At 57.3% G+C, this 19817-nt stretch carries 19 protein-coding genes; 14 read left to right on the forward strand and 5 right to left on the reverse strand.

The features are described 5' to 3' along the window. Positions 1–46: 46 nt before the first annotated feature. The 5 genes from VL547_RS20790 (at position 47) to VL547_RS20810 (ending at position 6762) form a co-directional block, all read left to right on the forward strand. Positions 47–2269, forward strand: a complete 2223-nt coding sequence (locus tag VL547_RS20790) for a hypothetical protein (RefSeq protein WP_325581576.1) — start codon at positions 47–49, stop codon at positions 2267–2269. Between the two features lie 117 nt (positions 2270–2386). Next, positions 2387–3787 carry an O-antigen ligase family protein gene (locus VL547_RS20795; RefSeq protein ID WP_325581578.1) on the forward strand — a complete coding sequence of 467 codons (1401 nt, stop codon included), beginning with the start codon at positions 2387–2389 and terminating at the stop codon, positions 3785–3787. Between the two features lie 10 nt (positions 3788–3797). Then, entirely contained in the window at positions 3798–4505 is a 708-nt protein-coding gene (locus VL547_RS20800) for a TolC family protein (RefSeq protein WP_325581580.1), read from the forward strand. Then, entirely contained in the window at positions 4502–5611 is a 1110-nt protein-coding gene (locus tag VL547_RS20805; RefSeq protein ID WP_325581582.1) for an acyltransferase, read from the forward strand. Before VL547_RS20800 ends, VL547_RS20805 begins: the two co-directional genes overlap by 4 nt. Next, positions 5608–6762, forward strand: coding sequence for an acyltransferase (locus VL547_RS20810; protein WP_325581584.1), 1155 nt, complete (start codon positions 5608–5610; stop codon positions 6760–6762). The genes VL547_RS20805 and VL547_RS20810 overlap by 4 nt, the downstream gene beginning before the upstream one ends. On the opposite strand, the gene VL547_RS20815 is transcribed toward VL547_RS20810, so the two are convergent. Next, positions 6721–7857 (reverse strand): hypothetical protein, encoded by a 1137-nt coding sequence (locus tag VL547_RS20815; protein WP_325581586.1) that lies wholly within the window; start codon positions 7855–7857, stop codon positions 6721–6723. The two genes, VL547_RS20810 and VL547_RS20815, sit on opposite strands and share 42 nt — an antisense overlap. Next, positions 7854–9032 (reverse strand): glycosyltransferase, encoded by a 1179-nt coding sequence (locus VL547_RS20820; RefSeq protein WP_325581588.1) that lies wholly within the window; start codon positions 9030–9032, stop codon positions 7854–7856. The genes VL547_RS20815 and VL547_RS20820 overlap by 4 nt, the downstream gene beginning before the upstream one ends. Positions 9033–9100: 68 nt before the next feature. On the opposite strand from VL547_RS20820, the gene VL547_RS20825 reads away from it, so the two are divergent. From VL547_RS20825 to VL547_RS20835, 3 genes are all read left to right on the forward strand, one after another. Next, positions 9101–9775 carry a Pr6Pr family membrane protein gene (locus VL547_RS20825; protein WP_325581590.1) on the forward strand — a complete coding sequence of 225 codons (675 nt, stop codon included), beginning with the start codon at positions 9101–9103 and terminating at the stop codon, positions 9773–9775. Between the two features lie 590 nt (positions 9776–10365). Next, the gene (locus VL547_RS20830; protein ID WP_325581592.1) at positions 10366–10977 is read left to right on the forward strand and encodes a hypothetical protein; all 612 of its coding nucleotides are present in this window, start codon (positions 10366–10368) and stop codon (positions 10975–10977) included. Next, on the forward strand, positions 10974–11597 hold the full coding sequence (locus VL547_RS20835; protein ID WP_325581594.1) for a hypothetical protein: 624 nt from the start codon (positions 10974–10976) through the stop codon (positions 11595–11597). The genes VL547_RS20830 and VL547_RS20835 overlap by 4 nt, the downstream gene beginning before the upstream one ends. Here VL547_RS20835 and VL547_RS20840 read toward each other — a convergent pair. Further along, positions 11592–11810, reverse strand: a complete 219-nt coding sequence (locus VL547_RS20840) for a hypothetical protein (protein WP_325581596.1) — start codon at positions 11808–11810, stop codon at positions 11592–11594. The two genes, VL547_RS20835 and VL547_RS20840, sit on opposite strands and share 6 nt — an antisense overlap. Before the next feature lie 312 nt (positions 11811–12122). On the opposite strand from VL547_RS20840, the gene VL547_RS20845 reads away from it, so the two are divergent. Continuing rightward, positions 12123–13004, forward strand: coding sequence for a hypothetical protein (locus VL547_RS20845; protein ID WP_325581598.1), 882 nt, complete (start codon positions 12123–12125; stop codon positions 13002–13004). Positions 13005–13040: 36 nt separating this feature from the next. Here VL547_RS20845 and VL547_RS20850 read toward each other — a convergent pair whose 3' ends face one another. Beyond that, entirely contained in the window at positions 13041–13802 is a 762-nt protein-coding gene (locus tag VL547_RS20850) for a DUF6263 family protein (protein ID WP_325581600.1), read from the reverse strand. 44 nt (positions 13803–13846) lie between these two features. On the opposite strand from VL547_RS20850, the gene VL547_RS20855 reads away from it, so the two are divergent. The 5 genes from VL547_RS20855 (at position 13847) to VL547_RS20875 (ending at position 18309) form a co-directional block, all read left to right on the forward strand. Next, positions 13847–14431: a hypothetical protein gene (locus VL547_RS20855; protein WP_325581602.1), complete on the forward strand. Its 585-nt coding sequence runs from the start codon at positions 13847–13849 to the stop codon at positions 14429–14431. A gap of 105 nt (positions 14432–14536) precedes the next feature. Beyond that, complete coding sequence (locus VL547_RS20860; protein WP_325581604.1) at positions 14537–14857, forward strand: hypothetical protein; 321 nt, start codon at positions 14537–14539, stop codon at positions 14855–14857. A gap of 288 nt (positions 14858–15145) precedes the next feature. Next, positions 15146–15463 carry a hypothetical protein gene (locus VL547_RS20865; RefSeq protein ID WP_325581606.1) on the forward strand — a complete coding sequence of 106 codons (318 nt, stop codon included), beginning with the start codon at positions 15146–15148 and terminating at the stop codon, positions 15461–15463. 316 nt (positions 15464–15779) lie between these two features. Further along, positions 15780–16598: an AraC family transcriptional regulator gene (locus VL547_RS20870; protein WP_325581608.1), complete on the forward strand. Its 819-nt coding sequence runs from the start codon at positions 15780–15782 to the stop codon at positions 16596–16598. Positions 16599–16653: 55 nt separating this feature from the next. Further along, the gene (locus tag VL547_RS20875) at positions 16654–18309 is read left to right on the forward strand and encodes a serine hydrolase domain-containing protein (protein WP_325581610.1); all 1656 of its coding nucleotides are present in this window, start codon (positions 16654–16656) and stop codon (positions 18307–18309) included. A 68-nt stretch (positions 18310–18377) separates the two neighbouring features. Here VL547_RS20875 and VL547_RS20880 read toward each other — a convergent pair whose 3' ends face one another. Continuing rightward, positions 18378–19754 carry an OmpA family protein gene (locus VL547_RS20880; RefSeq protein WP_325581612.1) on the reverse strand — a complete coding sequence of 459 codons (1377 nt, stop codon included), beginning with the start codon at positions 19752–19754 and terminating at the stop codon, positions 18378–18380. Positions 19755–19817: the final 63 nt, after the last annotated feature.

Below are 19817 nucleotides of genomic sequence, written 5' to 3' on the forward strand. Positions count from 1 at the left end.
GCTGAAAGGCAGACCGGCGATCTTTTTTTTAAAACCTTGTACTACTATGGATTTTGCGTATCTATTACGGGTCCTGCTGAAACGGAAGTGGATCATCATCGGCGCCACCCTCCTGGCCGCGGTTGTCGCTTACTTCGCGACCAAGGGTGAAAAGAAGCTGTATCGTTCCAATACCCAGTTCTCCACCGGCTATACCACGTCCGACGTGGCGACCATCGGTTCGGAAAACGTCAACTTCATGGAAGCGGACACGAAGTTCAACAACGTGATCGTGACCGCGGGATCTCCCACAGTGGTAAGTCTGCTCGGCTATAAGCTGCTACTCCACGACCTCGCCAGCCCCCGGCCCTTCCGCCGCCTGAGCGAAACCGATATGCAAAATCCCCTGGTCAAGAGCGTCGACATGGAAAAAGCCACACAGGTCCTGGAGACCAAGTGGGAAACCATGAGCCTGCTGACCAGCTACCTGCCCGACGAGAAGAAGCTCCTCGAGCTCCTGAACCTCTATCATTACGATTATAACTCCCTCGCCAAATACCTCTCGATCAACCGTCTCCAGCACACCGACTATATCGAGATCGACTACTACTCCGAAAACCCGGAGCTATCGGCCTATACGGTCAACCAACTTTTCCAGGAATTTATCCGGTACTACCAGAGCATCAAAAGCGAGCGCTCCTCCGAGTCGATCGACACGCTCCGCAGCCTGGTCGAACGGAAAAAGGCGGACCTGGACGCCAAGAACGACGCCCTCCGCAGGGCCGGCCTCACCGACGTGGGCGCCGAAAGCTCGGCCAAGTTCGACATGATCTCCAACATGCAGACGAACCTGGAAACCGAAAAAGCCAAGCGCAACCAGATCACCTACAAGCTGCAGTCGATCAACAACCGCATCTCCAACATGGGTAACGCCCAGGGCGGCACCCTCGAGGGCGACGACCCCAATTATAACGCCGCGCTGGTTCAAGCCAAGCAAAAACGGGACGACGCCTTCCGCGCCTACCAGGCCAGCGGCAACAACGACCAGGACCTCTACGCCGCCTATATCAAGGCGCGTGATGCCTATAACAATTTATACTCCTCTTCACAGGGCCCCGCCCACCAGGTAGCCACCACGGGTCCCACCCGCAGCGACCTGGAAAACGACAAAAGCGACCTCCAGGTCCAGCTGCAGGCGGAAAACGCGACCATCAACTCCGCGCAGCACACGATCGATTCGCTCAAGCAAAGCGTGATCGCGTCTTCGTCCAAGAGCGCCGAAGTGGAAAGCATGCTCAAGGACCAGGACCTGGCCAACAAGGAATACCTGGACGCCAAGACCCGCTACAACAACGCGATGGACGCGAACAGCTCCGCCGTGAACAATTTCCGGCAGATCCTCCTGGGTCAGCCCGCGATATACCCCGAACCGAGCAAGCGCATCATCTATGTCGCGGCGGCCGGTCTGGGCGCGTTCTTCGTTACCGTGCTGGTCTTCGTGGGGCTGACCTACGTCGACGCCTCGGTCAAGACGCCCATCATCTTCGAAAAAACCGTTGGGCTCAAGCTGATCTCGATGATCAACCTGATGAACTTCAAACATAAGACGCTGAACGACCTGGTCACCGGCAACAAGGCGGGAACGCACTACTCGGAGGACGACCGGCACAACCGGGAAAACGTTTTCCGGGAGCTCCTCCGGAAGCTGCGTTTCGAGATCGAAAGCAGCGGTAAAAAGGTGTTCCTGTTCACCAGCACCCGGAAGGGCCAGGGCAAGACCACGATCATCCAGGCGCTGAGCTATAGCATGTCGCTGAGCAAAAAGCGCATCCTGATCCTGGATACCAACTTCTGTAACAATGACCTAACCCAGCAGCTGGGCGCCAAGCCCACCCTGGAAAAACTGGGCGGGTACGCCGGCGACGACAAGCTGCTGACCACGATCCAGGACGCCGCGAGCGACGTGATACCGGGGAGCGTGTACGCGATCGGTTGCGAGGGCGGGGACTATACGCCGTCGGAAGTGCTGCCGCGGGAAAACCTCCTCCAGCACCTCAAGACGCTGACCAAGATGTTCGACTATGTTTTCCTGGAAGGGCCGCCCCTCAACGACTTCTCGGACTCCAAGGAACTGGCGCAGCACGTAGAGGGCATCATCGCGATCTTCTCCGCGCAGCACATCATCAAGCAGATCGATAAGGACTCCATCGATTTCTTCAAGGGACTCAACGGCAAGTTCACGGGGGCGGTATTGAACATGGTGGACCTGGAAAACGTGAATGTAGTGTAGTATGAAGCAGGTTTCGTTACATCAGAAAGTCGTCGTGACCATTTCGGCGGCGATGTTCATCTATTTCTTCTTAAAAGTCGTTTTTCTTTGAGGGCCGCCGCTCATAAGCAACCGTACATGGCGTACCTGCTGATCCTGGGCCTGGCCCTGGGGCTGGGGTATGCGACCGCGCACGACTTCATGATCGGGTTCGGGGCGGGGGGCGCGGTCATTGGCGCGGTGCTCGTGGTGGCGTGTCTGGCGGACCCGTTTACGGGGCTCGTGATCAACCTTTTTTATTCGTTTACCGCGTGGCACTTTTCGCGGTGGCTGATGCACGATCAGTTCCCGGTGGGGGTGCTGAGCGACATACTGATCTTTTCGCTGCTGCTGGGGTATTTTGTCCGGCGGGTGTCGCTGAAGGCGACGTTCCAGCAGTTCAACCGGTCGGCGGCGGTGATTTGTTTCTGGATCTTCTTCGTGTATAGCGTGATGCAGATCTGCAACATCAACGCGCATTCGGTCGTGGGCTGGTTCCTGGGGCTGCGCAAGATGATCTCGATCGCGATCCTGTTCTTCGTGTCGTACGACGTGTTTAGGGACAAGGCCAAGATCAACCGCTTTGTCGACGTGGCCTTCTGGGGGCTGCTGCTGCTAGGGGTCTATGGGTGTATCCAGCAGGCGGTGGGGCTTTTCCCGTTCGAGCGGCAGTGGATCCTGGAGGACGAGATGCGGACGGCGCTCACGTTTATCAACGGGGAGTTCCGGAAGTTCTCGCTGGTGTCGGGTCCGACCGAGTTCGGGATGGTGATGGCGTGCGGGTCGGTCTTTTACCTGATCCTGTCGATGCGCGAAAAGGGCCGCAAGGCCTGGCGTTACCGGCTCGGGATCATCCCGATGCTGCTGGGGATGTCGTTTTCAGGCACCCGTACAGCGAATGTGATGGTCGTGGCTGGACTGGGTTTCTTCATCCTGCTGACGTTCAATCGCCGTGGTTCCAGGGTGCTGGCCGTTGTCGCGGCCGCGGTATTTTTGGCGCTGCTATACGTCCCGGTCTATACGAACAACACGCTGAACCGCTTCCGGACGTCGTTCCAGGGGGCGCAAGACGCCAGCTACCAGGTCCGTGAGGACAACCGGCACTATATACAGCCGTATATCTGGACGCACCCCATCGGGGGCGGGCTGTGCACCACGGGGGCGATCGGGTCGATCTACAACCCGGGGCACTACCTGGCGGGCTTCCCTACCGATGACGACTACCTGCAAAAGGCGCTGGAGATCGGGTGGATCGGGCTGACGCTTTTTTGCCTGCTGTACTTCCTTTGTCTGCGGACAGGAATCCGTGCGTTCTTTAAGGCGACGTCGGAGCGCGACAAAATGCTGGCGGCGGCGTGTACCTGTTTTATTTTCCCCTACTACGTGGCCTCCTTTACCCAAATTGCATTGGGGTCCTTAGTGGATATTGTATTATATTACCCTTTTATTTCGATCCTGATCCGGATGAACGAACCGGAATGGGCATCCGCTTCTTCTTAAACTGTCTAAGATGAGAATTTTTGTTCCAACCCTCCTTTTGCTCTGCGTGGCGCTCGCCAGCCAGGCGCAGACTTCCCTCACCGCCAGCCAGAAGATCACGGGCATGGACACGGCCGGGGTCGAGCAAAAGCTGATCCGGGTCGCGCTGACGCGCCCCAGCTATGACGCGACCTACCGGGCGATCCGGGCCGCGAATCACAACCTCAGCCTGGCCAAGAACGCCTGGCTGAACCTGCTGACGATCACGCTCAATTTCAACGACCAGGAATTCTATCACCAAAAGACCATCCCGGGTCAACAGACCTACGTATACCCCAAATACTACTTCGGGGTGACGATACCCGTGGGGGTGATATTCAGCCGCTCGAGCGAAATCCGCAACGCCCGCGAGCAGCAGGCCATCGCCAAGGACAACCGTGAAGAGGCGGAAAGGACGATCGTCGCGGACGTGAAGTCGAAATACCGCACCTACCTCAATTACCAGAACATCCTGGCGGTCGAGAACATCATGGTGAACGATCAACAGGCCGTTTTTCTGCAAGTGGAAAAGAACTTCCGCGACGGTAAGGTCACCCTCGACGAATACACCATCGCGAGCCGGAACTTCAACTCTTCCGTGCTCCAGCAGATACAGTATAAGCTCACGGCGGACCAGACCAAGGTGGAATTGGAACAGATCCTGGGGATGAGCCTGGAGGACGCTATTCATAGCAAATGAGCTCGTCGTCCGGTCACATTCGCAGCCTCGACGGCGTTCGGGGGCTCGCGATCCTTTTGGTGTTGTTGTTTCATGCGGGGCTCGTGGGGTTTGGATGGATGGGGGTGCAGCTGTTTTTTGTGCTCTCGGGGTTCCTGATCACGCGTATCCTTTGGAAGGAACGGCTTGCGGCTTCCCCGTTGGGGTATAAGTTCGGGAAGTTCTGGACGCGGCGCTCCCTGCGTATATTCCCGCTGTACTTCACGTATCTGATCGCGGTGGGGGTGCTTTTTTTGCTTACCCATTTTCCGTCGAGCTATCCGCGGTTTGCGCCGTATCTGTTTACCTATACGTATAACTATACGCGGACGTTGCCGTTTTATGACGGGCAGCCGTTGTTTTCGCAGTTGTGGTCGTTGTGCGTGGAGGAGCAGTTTTATATCGTATGGCCGTTGGTGGTGCTGGTTTGCCCTGCGAAGGTGGTTCGGGTTGTAATGGTCTTTGGTGTGCTGGCGGCCCCTTTGGTGCGGTATCTGCTCGTGCGGCATTACTCATTCGCGGGTTTGCCCCCGGTTACGGTTGGGGATGCGGTGTATAGGCATACGTTGAGTCATATGGATGCGTTTTTCCTCGGAGGGATTATTCCGGTGTTGTCGCTGCCGGCTCGCGTGCGTCGCGCTTCTGTCTGGTTTGTTTCTTTGCTGGTTGTCGCGGTGGCTTTGGGTCTTCTGACCTGGACGATGCCGTATGAGACCGTTGACGGGCAACCGTTACAGGGGTTTTATGCGCAGGGGGTGCTCGACTATGGGATGCCGGTTTGGTGTTATACGGTGATTGACCTTGTGTTTGCGTCGCTGCTGCTTTTGGTGGTTACGTCCGGTTCGCGATTTTTTTCGATGGGCTGGCTCGTGCGGATCGGGCAGGTGTCGTATGGGATCTATGTGTTTCACCTGGCGATCTGGTGGTATGTGGGGGAGCGGTTTGTGGTGACCCACCACGGAGGGATGCTGCTGCGTCTGGCGCTGTTTGTGCCCTACCTGCTAGTGGTCTGGGGGGTGGCGGAGGTCAGCTTCCGGTTCTATGAAAGTAAATTTACACGCTTAAAAGATAAATGGTTCCCGGCATGACGGCTCCTGCTTGGATTTCGAAGGGTTTTAACCTGCCGGCGCTACAACGGAGCCGGTTACACTGGGTGGATTACCTCAAGGGGATCGCGATCATCCTGGTGGTGTACCGGCACATCCTGATCGGGATGGATAGGAGCGCGGGGTTTGAGATACCGACGTACCTGTTTAACGCCAACAACATCTTCTTTTCCTTCCGGATGCCGCTGTTCTTTATCCTGTCGGGGGTCTTCCTGGCGGGGAGCCTGAAGAAGCGGGCGCCAGGGACGCTGCTCCTGCAGAAGTTCGAGAACCTGTTCTACCCTTACCTGATCTGGGCGACGATACAGATCACGCTCCAGATCGTGATGGAGCATTTCCACCTGACGAACGCGGACCGCGGGTGGCGGGACTACCTGTATATCTTTTATCAGCCCCGGAACCTGGACCAGTTCTGGTACCTGCCGGCGTTGTTCAATACCACGATGGTATACATCTTCACGAAAGCGAAGCTTCGTTTACCGATCTGGACACAATTGTTTTTAGGGGTCTTGTTGTATTTCACGTCGAAGCTGCCGGGGGCCGACCGGTATAGCATGTTGTCGGACTGGATGGAGTTCTATATCTTTTTTGCCCTGGGCGATGCGCTGCACAAGGCGTTTTTTGACGTGCGCTTTACTTCCGTATTCCGGAATCCCTGGACGCTGGTCGCGATAACGCCGGTATTCGTGCTGACGCAGGTGTATTACCTGTACTGGTTGCTGCCGACGGACCAGACGTTGCTGGAGCCGCGGATGCTCGCGTCGGCCGAGTTCCTCGGGATCTCGCTGACGGGTTGTGCGACGATGCTGTGCGTGGCGTTCCTGCTGGAGCGGTTCAACGTGGCGAACTGGCTCCGCATCTTTGGGTACCATTCGCTGTATATCTATGTGATCCACGTGATGGTGGCGGCATTTATACGGGCGATCATGGTACACGTGCTGCACGTTCACCAGGTACACGTGATGTTGTTCACGGGGATATGCTGCGGGATCACGATTCCCGTGTTGTTCTATAACTATTTTGTCCTGGACGGCCCGCTTTGGTGGTTGTTTTACTTCCGGAAATCGTCCATGTACGAGAAGGAGAAGAAATCACCGCAAACGCCACCGCCCGTCGGGGTCACGGCCGGTTAACGGCAACACCGCCCATACCGACAGCAGGATAAGGAAGGGCTCTACCGGGTACGTGTACCGCGGGAGGGCTACCAGCATCGAGTGCAGGACGGTGAGGATGACGAAGGGGATGATCATGATGGAGACGGGGTAGTACTTTCGTTGGCGCCACCAGCCCCATAGGCCGAATACGATCAGGTACAGGTTGCCCAATCCTAACAGGAGTCTCGCCCCTAAGCCCCGGCCACCGTTGGCCTCGGTGCTGTAAAAGCCCCAATACACCCAAAGGTTGTCCGCGCGTTGTTTGATGAATCGTACGGGGTGATCCTTCGCCGAGTCGACGTAGACCTTCATGGCCTGGCCCGTCGTCTGCGCCTCGGGGTGCTTGTCGCCCATGGTAAAGTCCACGTCGGTGCCGTCGGCGGAAGCGGCGAAAAGGATGTTGATGCGGCTGTTGCCGGCGGTGGAGAACTTGCCGGTTTTTATTTTGCAATAGGAGCCAAGGGCTATTAACGGGATCGCGGTCGCGACGATGAGGGCCCAGGGGATCCGTTTGCTGTGAATGATATGGATTACAAACAGGACTAAGAATATCGGCTGTATGTTGTTACGGATCATGGTGGCTATGCCAAAGAAGAGGCCGGCGGCGATCCATTGTTTCCTATAATAAAAGAAAAACGCGCCCACCAGGAAAAACCCCGCGGGCATCTCGGAGTAGACCCAGCGGACGTAGTTGATCTGGGTGGGGAAAAACGCGAGTATCGCGGCGGCAAGCACGCCGTAGGTGTATTTATTGCTGAGCCGGTGGGCGATGTCGAAGACGAACCAGAGGGTGGCCAGGGACATGAGGATGTTGAGCCAGAGGAGGGCCGGTATCAGGTATTGCGCGCCGGTTATCAGTTTTATCAGCGCGATGATGATCGGGTAGCCGTTCGGGAAGTAGTCGGTGTAGCCGCCTTGTAACAGGGTGTCGGCCTGGCTGAGGTAGCCGTAGGAGTCTACTTCGGTGTGGGGGAGGTGGGTGAAGAAGCAGAGGTAGATGCGCGCGGCCAGGGCGAGGGCCATGATGGCCCAGATGGCGCGCTTGGCGGTTTCGGGCCGTTCGAGGTTGGTCATGTTTTGGCGATTACGTCGTACAAGGTTTGCATACAATTTTCCCACGTGTGGCTTTTGGCGAAACGGATGCGGGCTTCGTCGTGGGGGTGTGTCAGGGCCTTTTCGATCAGCTTTGGATAGTCTTCGGGCGTATCGGCGAGCCAGGTGTAGTCCTGGAACAGCTCCATGGTCTTGGTGCGGGTGGCGACGACGGGTTTGCCCATCGCCAGGTATTCGTCTATCTTGAGCGGGTAGTTGCCCTTGGTGATGATGTTGATGAGCTGCGGGTTGATACAGACGTCGAAATTGGCCACGTAGCCGGGGAGCGCCTGGAGGGGGCGCCGGCCGAGGAAGTGGACGTTTTCCAGGCGGTGGAGGTCGCTGGACTCGAAGGTGGGGTCTTCGGGGCCGACGATGACGACGGACCAGTCTTTATTTTTTGCTATTTCCGCTATGATTTTGGGGTCGAGCCGGGCGGAGTCGACGGCGCCGACGTAACCGATGATGGGACGCCTCAGGCTTTTGAGGTCTTCCGGTGTCTCGTGGGGCTTGTCGGTATTGAACAGGTCGAAGTTGCAACCCTGGCCCATATAGTAGGACCTTGGGTTGTGCTCCTTACAATATTCGGCGTAGAACAGGGAATTGGCGACGGCGATGTCGGCCTTGGCGATCAGGCGGGGCTCCAGGATGGAGACGTGCTTTTTCCAATAGTCGTAGCCCTGGAGGAAGTCGCGGCAATAATAGATATAGAGCGAAGGCTTCAGGAGCGCCTTCAGGTAGTAGCCGTTGTAGATGTCGTTGTCGTTAAAGAGGATGACGTCCTTGAAGTTGACGCTTCTTATGGCCTCTTTGATGTCCTTGGCATAGCGCCGGTTGTTGATATAGTTAATCGCGTTAAAGGCCCGGTTGGAGGGCAGGCCGTTGATCGACTCGACGATGCTGGTGGGATAGTACTGCCACAGGTTTTCCCGGACCGGGCGGAGCCGTTCGCCCTGGCCCTTTATCACGTTGCAGTGCTCCTGGATGCCGGGGTTCTTTTCCTTTGAGTAAAAGGTCTTCCGATTGACAGGAAGGTTGACGTATAAGACCCGGTTGTGTTGGGCCAGGTATGTAGCAATCGTCTTACAATTGCTGCCAATTTCATAATACCAGGGCTGGAGCCCGATGATGACGATGTCCCTTCCGGTTAGTTCCATAAATTTTCGCTGGCCCAAGATACAAAAAGCCAGCGATTGCCTGGGCAAATGCGTATCTTAATAACATCATGTTTACCTTCTCGACCCGCTACCAACAAGCACTCATGGCCCTCGTCGCGCTCATGTCCGCGGCGGCTTTAATTTTCCAGGGACACCTCGTTCTCGTCCATAGTCCCCTACCGCCCGGCGTGGCCTTGTTCAATTTCCTCAGTTACTTCACCATCCTCACGAGCGCGATCGCCTCGGCGAGCCTTTGGGTGGGTTTGTTCGCGTCGACATCGGGGCAAGGGCCTGCCTCGCGGCTAAATCGATTTTTCAGGCGGCCTTCGGTGGAAACGTCGATCGCGGGGTGTCTGCTGAACACATGCCTCGTCTACCACGTCGCTTTGGCGCCCCTGATGCTTCACCACGGCGTCCACCAATGGTGGGGCGTGCTGCACGACGCGCTACCGGCGGCGTATATCCTCTACTGGTTCCTGTTCGTCCCCAAGGGTCAGCTGCACTGGGGGCTCCCGGTGATCTGGATGGCCTATCCCCTCGGCTACTGGCTGGTCACGCTGTGGCGCGGCGCGGCTACGGGATTTTACCCGTACCCCTATCTGGATGTGGTGGGCATCGGGACCACCCGGGTGCTCCTCAACCTCTTCTGTTTCATGGGTTCGCTGGCCGTGGTATTTTATACACTGGTGGCTGTGGATAAGTGGATGGGCAAGCATTTCGACAGAATTTTTCTTAGGAAATAACGGGGTAAATCGTATATTTGTAACGAGGTGGAAAACTCGCCTATACAGGGGAGCTCCCCCCAGGTCCGGCCGTTGCTGACCTGCTGTTTCAAATCCAATTTTATCCGAAGTAAAGGCAGGCTCTTCAGTGTCTTCAGATAGGACCCGGTCTGGTATCCGCTACGGCGGGCCATGTCAGGCCAAGCGCCTTAACCCATTCGGAAAAAAGCGGACCCCTGAGATAGGAACCTAACCACGATCCGTCCCACAAGATGTCAACTGAAACCGGAAGTGCACCGGCGTCCCGGCTTTGCCGCGGTTGAATGCCACAGCACGTCCATCTTATTGCCATCCCGGCGGATCGCACGACGTCCTTGGTTTCCAGGGTTGATTGTCGGGCCCCTTGCCGGGATTGTGCATTTTTAGGCGCCACAGGGCGCCTTTCGTGTTTTGGGGCGCCGCCCCGGGGGCTTGGCGCTTGGAGGTGCTTGCGGCGGCGGGGCTTCGGGGTGATCGCGGCGGCGGGGCGGTGGCGGCGGGGCCGCGGCGATTTTTTGTATCTTCAGCGCATGTCACCGCTTCCTGTTGTACGAAACCACGATGGTGTTCCTATGAAACTGTTTGCGTTATTTTATTACGCTACGCTGGTGTTTATAGCCAGCGTGTTTGTCCAGCCGGCGGCGGTTTATTTCGGGCTGGATGGCAACGTCTTTGTACGGTATGAGTTCCTGTTGGATTATATCCTGATGAGCCTGATCCTGACGGGGCCGATCGTGATGCTCCGGCGGCTGGGGACGGCACTCTGGGTGCGGCTGCTTTTTTTGCCGTTTTGCGTGGCGTCGTGGTTCCTGGTGCTGCTGTCCTTTGCACAGCTGGTGGACCTACGGTTGGTGGAGAAGGTGGGCACCGTGCCGATGCAGGTCCTGTTCTTTGGCGGATGTGTGCTCTTTGTGGGCGGGTGCTGGTGCGTGCGCGCGCCGATGGTCCGGAACCTTTTCAGGGTCCAGGGGGTGGCGATAGTCGTGGTGGTAGCGTTCTGCTTTTGGATACTATCCTTTAAAGGACTTTCGGATGGGCGGACCGGGTGGTTGCTGACGATAACGGGGCTGTGCGTGTCGGTGGCGCTGGGGGTCGCGCCGCTCCTGGTATTGTACTATAGGTATTGGAGGCGTGGGGGGGAGGAGAAGCATATCGTGGCGGCGGTGGAGGCGCTGGGGGTATGAAACCGTTTGCCGTCCTGTGCGGGGCGCAGCTGCTGCTGTTGGGGATGACGGTCCGGGCGTTGCTGCTTCCGCATGCCTGGGGGTCGGGGTATGTCCACGAGCCGTGGTTGTTGATCGTGCATTCGATACTGACGGGGGTGTGGGTGTACTCGAATCTGTATATGGTCCGGCTGCTCAGGGAACCGCGTTGGATCGTGGCGGCGCTGCAGCTCAACCTGTCGGTCTGGGCCATCAGCATCGCGGAGTGGCTGCTGACGCTCCTGTACCGGCGTTTCCACGAGATTGGCTATCTCCTGCGGTACTACCCGGCGCGGTGGATATTCTGGGTGACCCTCGGGGTCGCGATCTTTGAAACGGTGGCGTTCCTACGGGTGAGCGCGCCCGACATCCGGAGGCCGTTCAGGCAGATGGGGTGGAACTTTGCGGTATCCATCACCGTTGGGCTCATCTGGCGGCTTTTTGCCCTGGAGCATTGGCCGCACCCCAATTATTATAGTCTTATCTGGACGATACACTTGCCGGCGCTGTTGATCAGCATCCGGCTGACGTATCGTTTTTGGCGGGGGGACCTGGCCCGGACGGCGGGGTGGGAACGGGAGGTGGAGACGCTGGGGTCATGAGGACATCGCCTGTGGCAATTCGCCCTGGCGGATCGCGGCGCCGAGGGCCTGGACAAAGGCGGTGGACGCGCCCGATGATTCTTCTATCCACGTATCGCCCCGGTAACGGAGGTTGAAGACGACCTTCCCTTCGCGGAGGATATGGTAAATCGTGTCCAGGCTAAATGTTTCAGGTAAGACTTCAAAATGATAGTTGGCTCCCTGAAAAGGCATATGGATTTTCACGGCTGAGGTTTTAATAAGAGAAAGGGCCCTTTGCGGGACCCTTTCCGTGGGTGCTTGACATAGGTTAGCATAACCGGTGTAATGTATCTGTGTTTTACACTGACAATTTCATACCAAAGTTGGGGCTTTCTATGGAAGGAGGCGACAAAGACATGTTAAAAGATTGACAGCAAATATTTTACTTTTCCCTCTGGCGGATGCGCGTCGTTTCATGCTAAATCAAGCCTGGACTGGATAGCGGAAAGAATTCCACAGCGCAGGCGCTACATTTTTTCCGAGATTTAACTTAACATTGTGTTCATGTCGACGCGCTCGGATACGTTTATAAGACCAATGCTTGCCAAGGAAGTCCGCGAACCATTTTCAGACGAACACTGGATATACGAAGTTAAATGGGACGGATACCGCGCCATCGCCGAGCTCCACGGCCTCCAGGTGCGGTTGTATTCCCGGAGCGGCGCCGACTTTGCTCCCCTCTTTCCGAACCTGGTGACGGCGCTGGCGCAGTTGAACCTGGACACCGTCCTCGATGGGGAAATCATCGCGGTGGACGCCGACGGGCGCTCGTGTATCGAATACCTGGAGCAATACCCCCACCGGCCGGGTCTGGCGCTGCGGTACCAGGTGTTTGACCTGTTATATAAGGACGGTCACCGGTTGGAGGACCAGCCGCTCCTGTGGCGTAAGCAGCTGCTCCGCGATGTGATTTTGAAGGCCTCGGAGCTCATCCGGTTTAGCGAGCACGTCCGGGGCGACGGGGTCGGGTTCTTCCGCGAAGCCGTTGCGGGCGGGCTCGAGGGTGTGATGGGTAAGCGCCTGGACAGCGCCTATGCGGAGGGGCACCGCTCCCCGGACTGGCTCAAGATTAAAACCCGTCAGGAAGACGAAGCCATTATCGTTGGGTATACGCCGTCGGGGTTGGTGCTGGGGCGGTACCTGGAGCTGCGGTTGCGCTTTGCGGGGTTTGTTGCGGTGACGCCGCCGGACGAGGTGGTGGCGCTGCCGGTGGCTGAGGCGTCTTTTTCTTTGGAGGATATTCCTGCGGACGTTCGGTGGGTCTCCCCTACCCTTGTCTGTGGGATACGGTATACGGAATTGGATTCTTTTGGTCGGTTCCTGGGCGCCCGGTTTGCGGGGCTGCGGCGGGACAAGGAGCCGCATGAGGTGCGGGGGCACGACTAGACATGGGCCCGGCGCCAGCCGCGGGGCCGCGACTGTTTAGGCGCCTTGTATATCGCAGGTGCTGTCGATCCTCATCCGGACGGACTTACCGCCGGCCTCGAGGACTCCTTCGGCTTTTAACAGGGTTTGACCGTCCAGGACCATGCCGGTGCGCTCGTCGACGTGGAGCATGCCGTGCTGGCGGCCCTTTAGCGTGAGGTTGCCGGGATGGGATTCGCCCCGGAGGTCGACGCGGATCAGGTCGACGTCTGACTCGGTTTGGATATATAATATACCCGCCCGGCGTTTGGTCAGGGTAAAACGGGTGGTGATCGGGATGTGCGGATCGGCGTTCAGGGTATCGAGCCCCGTCCAGGAGTCGCCGATGGCGACGGGGTGATTGGGGAAGATGCGCCAGCTTTTTTCGAGCAGGTGCCCGACGTATTCCTGGTCTTGCCGGGGCAGGCCGGCGAGGTCCATGACACGGCCCTGGGGGTCGAGGCGGCAGTCGAGGGGGGGTGCCTTTTCGGATCGGTTCGTTTCTTTGCCGTTAGCGGCCTGCGTGTGCGTATCGAGGCCGTCTATGGATATTTGCAGGCCGTTTTGCTTTGCTTCAGAATGATAACTGAGCGCTACGTTATGCTCGCGGAAAACCTTCGCTCCTCCTTCGGTGGACATCGACCGGGTCCGTTCGGATACCAGGTAGTGATAGACCGCGCCGGGCTGGGGGTTGAAATACATCGTCAGACGGGCGTCCGGCGTACAGCTCCATAAAACCATGCCCGCGCCAAAAACGAGTATCGACCATTCTGCCTTCATGGATGATTTGTTTGTTGGGTGAATTTACGTATTCTTGGTGAGGTATGGAGGTTCGCATTCTTACGGTGGGATTCTGGATGATCGTCGTGGCGTTGTTGCTGCGGGTGACGCTGCTGGCGGGGACGTTCCTGTTTCCTTTTTTTGACCTTACCCGGTTGGGCTGGGTAGTGGTGTCGTGGATGGTCTTTGCCTATACGGCGGTGATCGGGTATGTGGCGTGGTTGTTCCGGGAGCAGCAGTGGATCGTGGTTTGTTCTTTTTTATATATCCTTACGCGGGCGTTCGATCTGCTGGTGTTGGGAGGCGTGCCGCACGATACCCTCCGGTTCGCTCTATTGGCCATCGTGGGGGATGTCCCGTGTATCGTGTCGGGAATCGCCTGGATGCGCGTGTCGCGGCAACCGATCGCGCCGTATTTCTGGACGCTGGGCGGGTTGTATGTGGGGTGGCTGGTGCTGCTGGCGGGGAACCGGGTGCTTTTCGTGGCGACGCACGCGATACAGCTGGCGTTCGTGGATGTGGGGGTGAGCTTGTTGATACCGGTGCCTACGTTGTTCCTGATTGCGCGGGCGCGGCGGTGGGTGCGGGAGGAAAGGGCGTTGGAGGAGGAGGTGTCGAAGTTGTCGTGAGTTTTCCGGGTTTTGTAAGGAAAAAACTTCTTGGAGGTTTTGTGTTGGGGCTCTAGCTTTGTTGTACGATCAAGGTACACGCTCATGGCCAAAAAATTTATCAAATTGTACGACACGTTAAAAGCCCACTTTGGGCAGGCGGATGCAGAAGCCATCGTGGATGGCATCGAGGAAATCGTAGACACCAGGAATGAGGTGCTGCGAAACGAGCTCGCGTCGAAAAGGGAATTATATGGGGTTAGAGATGAGTTGAAGAGCGAGATCGCCGATCTGCGACTGGATATGACGCGAGAATTTGCGACCGTCAGGGGTGAGATCGCTACGATTAAGGTAGGGTTGACAAAAACGATTTGGATAACGTCTCTTGTTCAATTCCTTGCTGTTGTGGGCGCGCTGTTGGCAATTATACAATCGTTGAAAAAATAATTCCACCCACGTGCAGCGAATCGCGCGAATCTTGTGAAATGCCCGCCCAGCGGGCGTTTTGCGTTTGATAACTAGCTGCTAACAAAGGAAGGCTTGCGGGGTGGCGGAGGGCGGCTTAGCTTTGTATCGACAATTACCTCTCGTTTACCACAAATAATCCGTATGACAGAAAATTTCTACGCTGAGCCTCATGAGTCCAAACTTTACCACAGCGAATCTATTCTTCTTGCTACATTTTTTGGGGGCCCTCTGGTGGGGGGTTATATGACCGCCGAAAATTTCAAATTGATGGGGGAACCGGAAAAAGCCAAGCAGACCTGGGTGTTTTCATTCATCGGTATTGCGCTGCTGGTCGCCTTCATCCAATTCGTACAGTTCTCCAAAGTTCCCTGGTTCGTATTGCCGCTGGTGTACACGGCGCTGACCTATATCCCGATGAAGTGGATGCAGGGCCGGAAAATCCAGAGCCACCTGCTGTCGGGTGGTCAGCTGTACAAGGGCGACCGGGTGTTTGTAGTCAGTTTTGTAGGGGCGGTGGCGACCTATCTGGTGCTGCTGATCGCTAACATGTTCTTCCAGGCGGTGACCACAGGTGTGGTTTCCTAAGGAGACGGCGGAGCCGGCCGCAAAGGGCGGGGACCGCGCCGCAAAATCGGTCCGCTAGGATATATGGCATCTATGTTTGGACATATGAACACCCGGCTTCCCCGCCGGGTGTTTCCTTTTTATGACAACATTTAGTTAACAACGGGGTGTTTATAAATCATTGATCTTCGGTTCAGAATTTACCTCCAAACATCATAAGCGGGGCGTGCTGTAAGGCATGACACGCATACCACTGAACTCACCATGAACACGGGTCCCACTCCACGGAGTGGGATTTTTTTTTGTGGGGTCGGGGGGAGGATCGTACATTAAATGTATGGAACGCAGCGAGCGCGGCTTTTTTTATGGCGATACCACGGAAATCATCCGGATGGACGGGATCACGCTGACGGATACGGCGTATACGCTGGACCGGGTGGGGTGGCATTTTCATAAGGACGATTATTTCACGTTTTTGCTGGAGGGAGGCGTGGTGGAGGGGAATAAGAAGGAGGTATATGAGTGCGTGGCGGGGGACCTCCTTTTCCATAACTGGCAGGATGCGCATTATAATATAGCGTCCGGGCGGCCGACGCGGGGGTTTCATGTGGAATTGCAGGACGGCTGGTATGAACGGCTGGACGTTCCCGCGGACCTGACGGAAGGGAGCATCCGGGTTTTTAGCCCGATGATAAAGAAGATGATGTACAATATCGTCAGGGAAGCTAAGCTGGCGGGGACCGGAGGGCAGCTGGGAGTCGACGCCCTGCTGGTTCGGATCCTTGGGATCCTGGGGAAGGTCAGGGCGGAACGGGATGGCGTACGGCCGGCTTGGGTGGGCCGGGTGCGGGAGATCCTGCGGGACGAGGTCTCTTTTGCGTGGACGCTGGCAGGGATGGCCCGGGAGCTGAATATCCACCCGGTGCATTTATCGCGGGAGTTTTCCAAACATTTTCATACGAACCTCGGGGACTATCTGCGGATGGTCAAGGTACAGCGGGCGATGGCGCTTTTGACGGAACGGGGGCGGTCGCTGACGGATATCGCGCTGGAGTGCGGGTTCGCGGATCAGAGTCACTTTATACGGTCGTTCAAGGGGTATCAGGGGGTGACGCCGGCGGAGTACCGGAGGTTGTTGCGGCGCGGCCGATGTTAAAATCATTCTATTTCGGGCGGCGGTGGTACCCTAGCTTAGCGCTAAATATTCGAATATGCGTTTCCTGCTCCTGCTGGCTGCCGTGCAGCTCTGGATGTCATCCGTTTCAGCCCAGGCGCCAGGCGACCTGGTGAAGACCCATGGTATCCACTCCCCTATCCACAAAGCCAATATCGGGCGGATCGTTTTTACCGACCGGGAAATTCCGCCGGCGGACCTGACGGCGGGGGACTTCCTGCGTCATTATGTACTGACCAATAAGAGCGAGCTGTTTATCACGGCTTTTATGGGGAACTCGCTGACGAATGAGCTCCACCGGATGGCCCCGGGTTGGACGGCGGATAGTCTGACGAAAAACGGGGGGTACCAGCTCGCCCTGTTTGTCGACGGTAAGCTGGTGTATAAAAGCAATATCCAGGGGGCGCCGTATCCCATCGTCAAGGATACGGAGACGGCGCTTAGCAAGCCGCTGATCCGGAACGAAGGGGGATGGTGGAGTCAATACTTCTGGCTGCGGTTTATGAATAATGGCGGGGATAGCGCGCTGACGGAGGGGGAGCACCTGCTGCGGTTGGAGATCAGGCCGTATTTACGGGAGAAAACGGTTGCGCCCGAAACGGAAGGCGCGTTGCTGGCGGCGGGGGACCTGCCGATGATGGTGTATCGAAAACCGGTGATCGATGTCTCCCGGATCACGCTGAGCGCCGTCCAGCCCTACAACGGTTTGGAGGTATCCAACAGCCCTTACGATACGAACAAGATGAAGATGTTGAGGGGCCTGATCGAAGCGGGTGTTTTTAAACAGATCAGTAGTATCGTGGTGATAAAAAACGGGAAAATCCTGGTCGAAGAATACTTCAACGGCGAAACACGGAACACCCTGCACGATCCGCGGTCGGCGGGGAAGTCGATCGCTTCGTCCGTGACGGGGATGGCGATAAGGGATGGGTATTTGAAGAGCGAGGACCAGACGCTGAAGGAGTTTTATCATTTGCAGGATTATGCGCATTACGACCCGGAGAAGGAAAATGTGCGGTTGAAGGATTTGCTGACCATGTGCTCGGCCTTTGACGGGGATGACGGCGATGGCGGCTCGCCGGGGAACGAGGACAACATGTATCCCACGGATAATTGGGTGAAGTTCACGCTGGACCTGCCCCTCAGCCAAACGCGGCCGAGGGGCCGGTGGCATTATTTCACGGCGGGGGCGATGCTGATGGGCGACATCCTGAATAAAAGCGTACAGGGCGGGTTGGATGCGTACGCGGACCTGAAGCTTTTTGCGCCGCTGGGCATCCGGGAGTACCAATGGCAGTATACGCCGAACCACGTGGCCAACACGGCGGGGGGCATCCAGCTCAAGGCGCTGGACTTTGCGAAATACGGGTTGTTGTATAAGAATGGAGGGGTGTGGAACGGTCAGCAGGTGTTGCCGGCGGCCTGGATTGCCAAAACCTTTACGAAGTACCACGCGATTCCCGGGCGGGTTAACGAATATTATGGGTATCTCTTCTGGAACAAGACCTACCACGTCGGTTTGACTGCTTATGAGACGTGGTATGCAGCGGGCAACGGGGGGAATAAGATATTTATTTTCCCATCGGCGCCGCTGGTGGTGGTGCTGACGGCGACAGCGTATGGGCAGCCGTATGCGCATACGCAGGAGGACAGGATGATGGAGGAGTATATCCTGCCGGCGGTGCTTCAATAGAAAAAGCCGCCCCTTCCCAGCCCGCTGCGCGGGGCGCGATGCGGGGAGGGAAAGGGCGGCGAAAAAAGCTAGTACAGCGTGAACTCTACGCGGCGGTTCTTCTGGCGGCCCGCGGCGGTCTTATTGGAGGCGATGGGCTGCGTCATCCCGTAGCCGGTGGCCTCGATGCGCGAGGGGTTGGCCCCGCGGGAAACCAAATAGGACTTGACGGACTCGGCGCGGTCCTTGGACAGCTGCATGTTGCGGTCGGCGGAGCCGACGTTGTCGGTGTGGCCGGCGAGCTTGAGGCTGAAGTTTTTGCGGACCAATATGTCGGCGACGCGGTCGAGCGACGGGAAGGACGAGGGGCGGATGGACGCCTTGGCGAAGTCGAATTCGAGGTTGGCGATGGCTTCGCGGACGATGCGGCGGTCTTCTTCGGTGACTTCGAAGTGTTGCTGGATGACACGGGGGGTGGTGTCGAGGGGGCAGCCGGAGCCGTCGACCTTGACGCCGGGCTTGGTGTTGGGGCATTTGTCAAAATAGTCGGAGACGCCGTCGCCGTCGGCGTCGGCTTTCATTTTATCGACTTCTTCCTGGAGGGCGGCTACCTGGGCGAGCTTGGCGCGGTTGGCGTCTTCGGCGGCCTGGGTTTCGGCCATGATGCGCTGGCGGAGCTCTTCGTTTTCGGCGCGGAGGGTGCGGTGGAGGTCATAGACGGGGTTGTCGACGAGGAGCTGGGGCTTGCTGCGCGAACCCAGGGAGAACTCCAGGCCGGCGAAGCCGTAGCTGAACCGGTCCTTGTGGAGGGGAAAGCGTTCGGTGCCGTCCAGGTTGTCGGCGTCCATAAAATACATTTTATAGCCCAGGTCTATGTTAATGCCCGGGGCGACGTTGAATTTCAAACCGGCGCCGACGGGGATGGTGAGCTCGTGGATATCACCGGAGGGTTTGCTGTGGATGGTGGTACCCGAGGCGTCGGTCATCGTGGGGTCGTATCCGGCCAAACCGGCGCCGAGCGATACCCAGGGGATGACGATGTTCCGGCGGTTGAGCCAGTTGATATTAGTAAAGGAGTAAACCGCCGACAGCGTACCCGCGTAGTGGAGCGATGTCTTAAAGGAGGCGTAGGGGCCGGTGCGCATGGTGCCGTCGGACAGGGCTTTGGAGTTGTTGCCCTCGAGCGTGCCCCCTACATAATCCAGCTGGAAACCAAGGTGGTGGGTCGCCTGGTACTTCAGGTAGGCGCCATAGCCCAGGGTGGCCATCCATTTGGTGTAGTCGTTGCTACCGCCGATGCCGGCGACGGGGGCCAGTACGCCGCCATTGATCCCGATGGACCAGGTCCGGAAGCCCGATGCGCCGGTAAGCGGGGGGACGACAGTTATGGAATGCGACGTATCCTGTGCAAATACGGATAAATTCAGCAGCACGAGTGCCGTGATAGCGGTGAGGTGTTTTTTCATAATCCTATGGTTATTAAGGTATACTCATGATAGGCTAAAACTGTGCCATTACCCGCTTAACAA

The sequence above is a fragment of the Dinghuibacter sp. genome (assembly GCF_035492835.1).
Classification (GTDB): domain Bacteria; phylum Bacteroidota; class Bacteroidia; order Chitinophagales; family Chitinophagaceae; genus Dinghuibacter.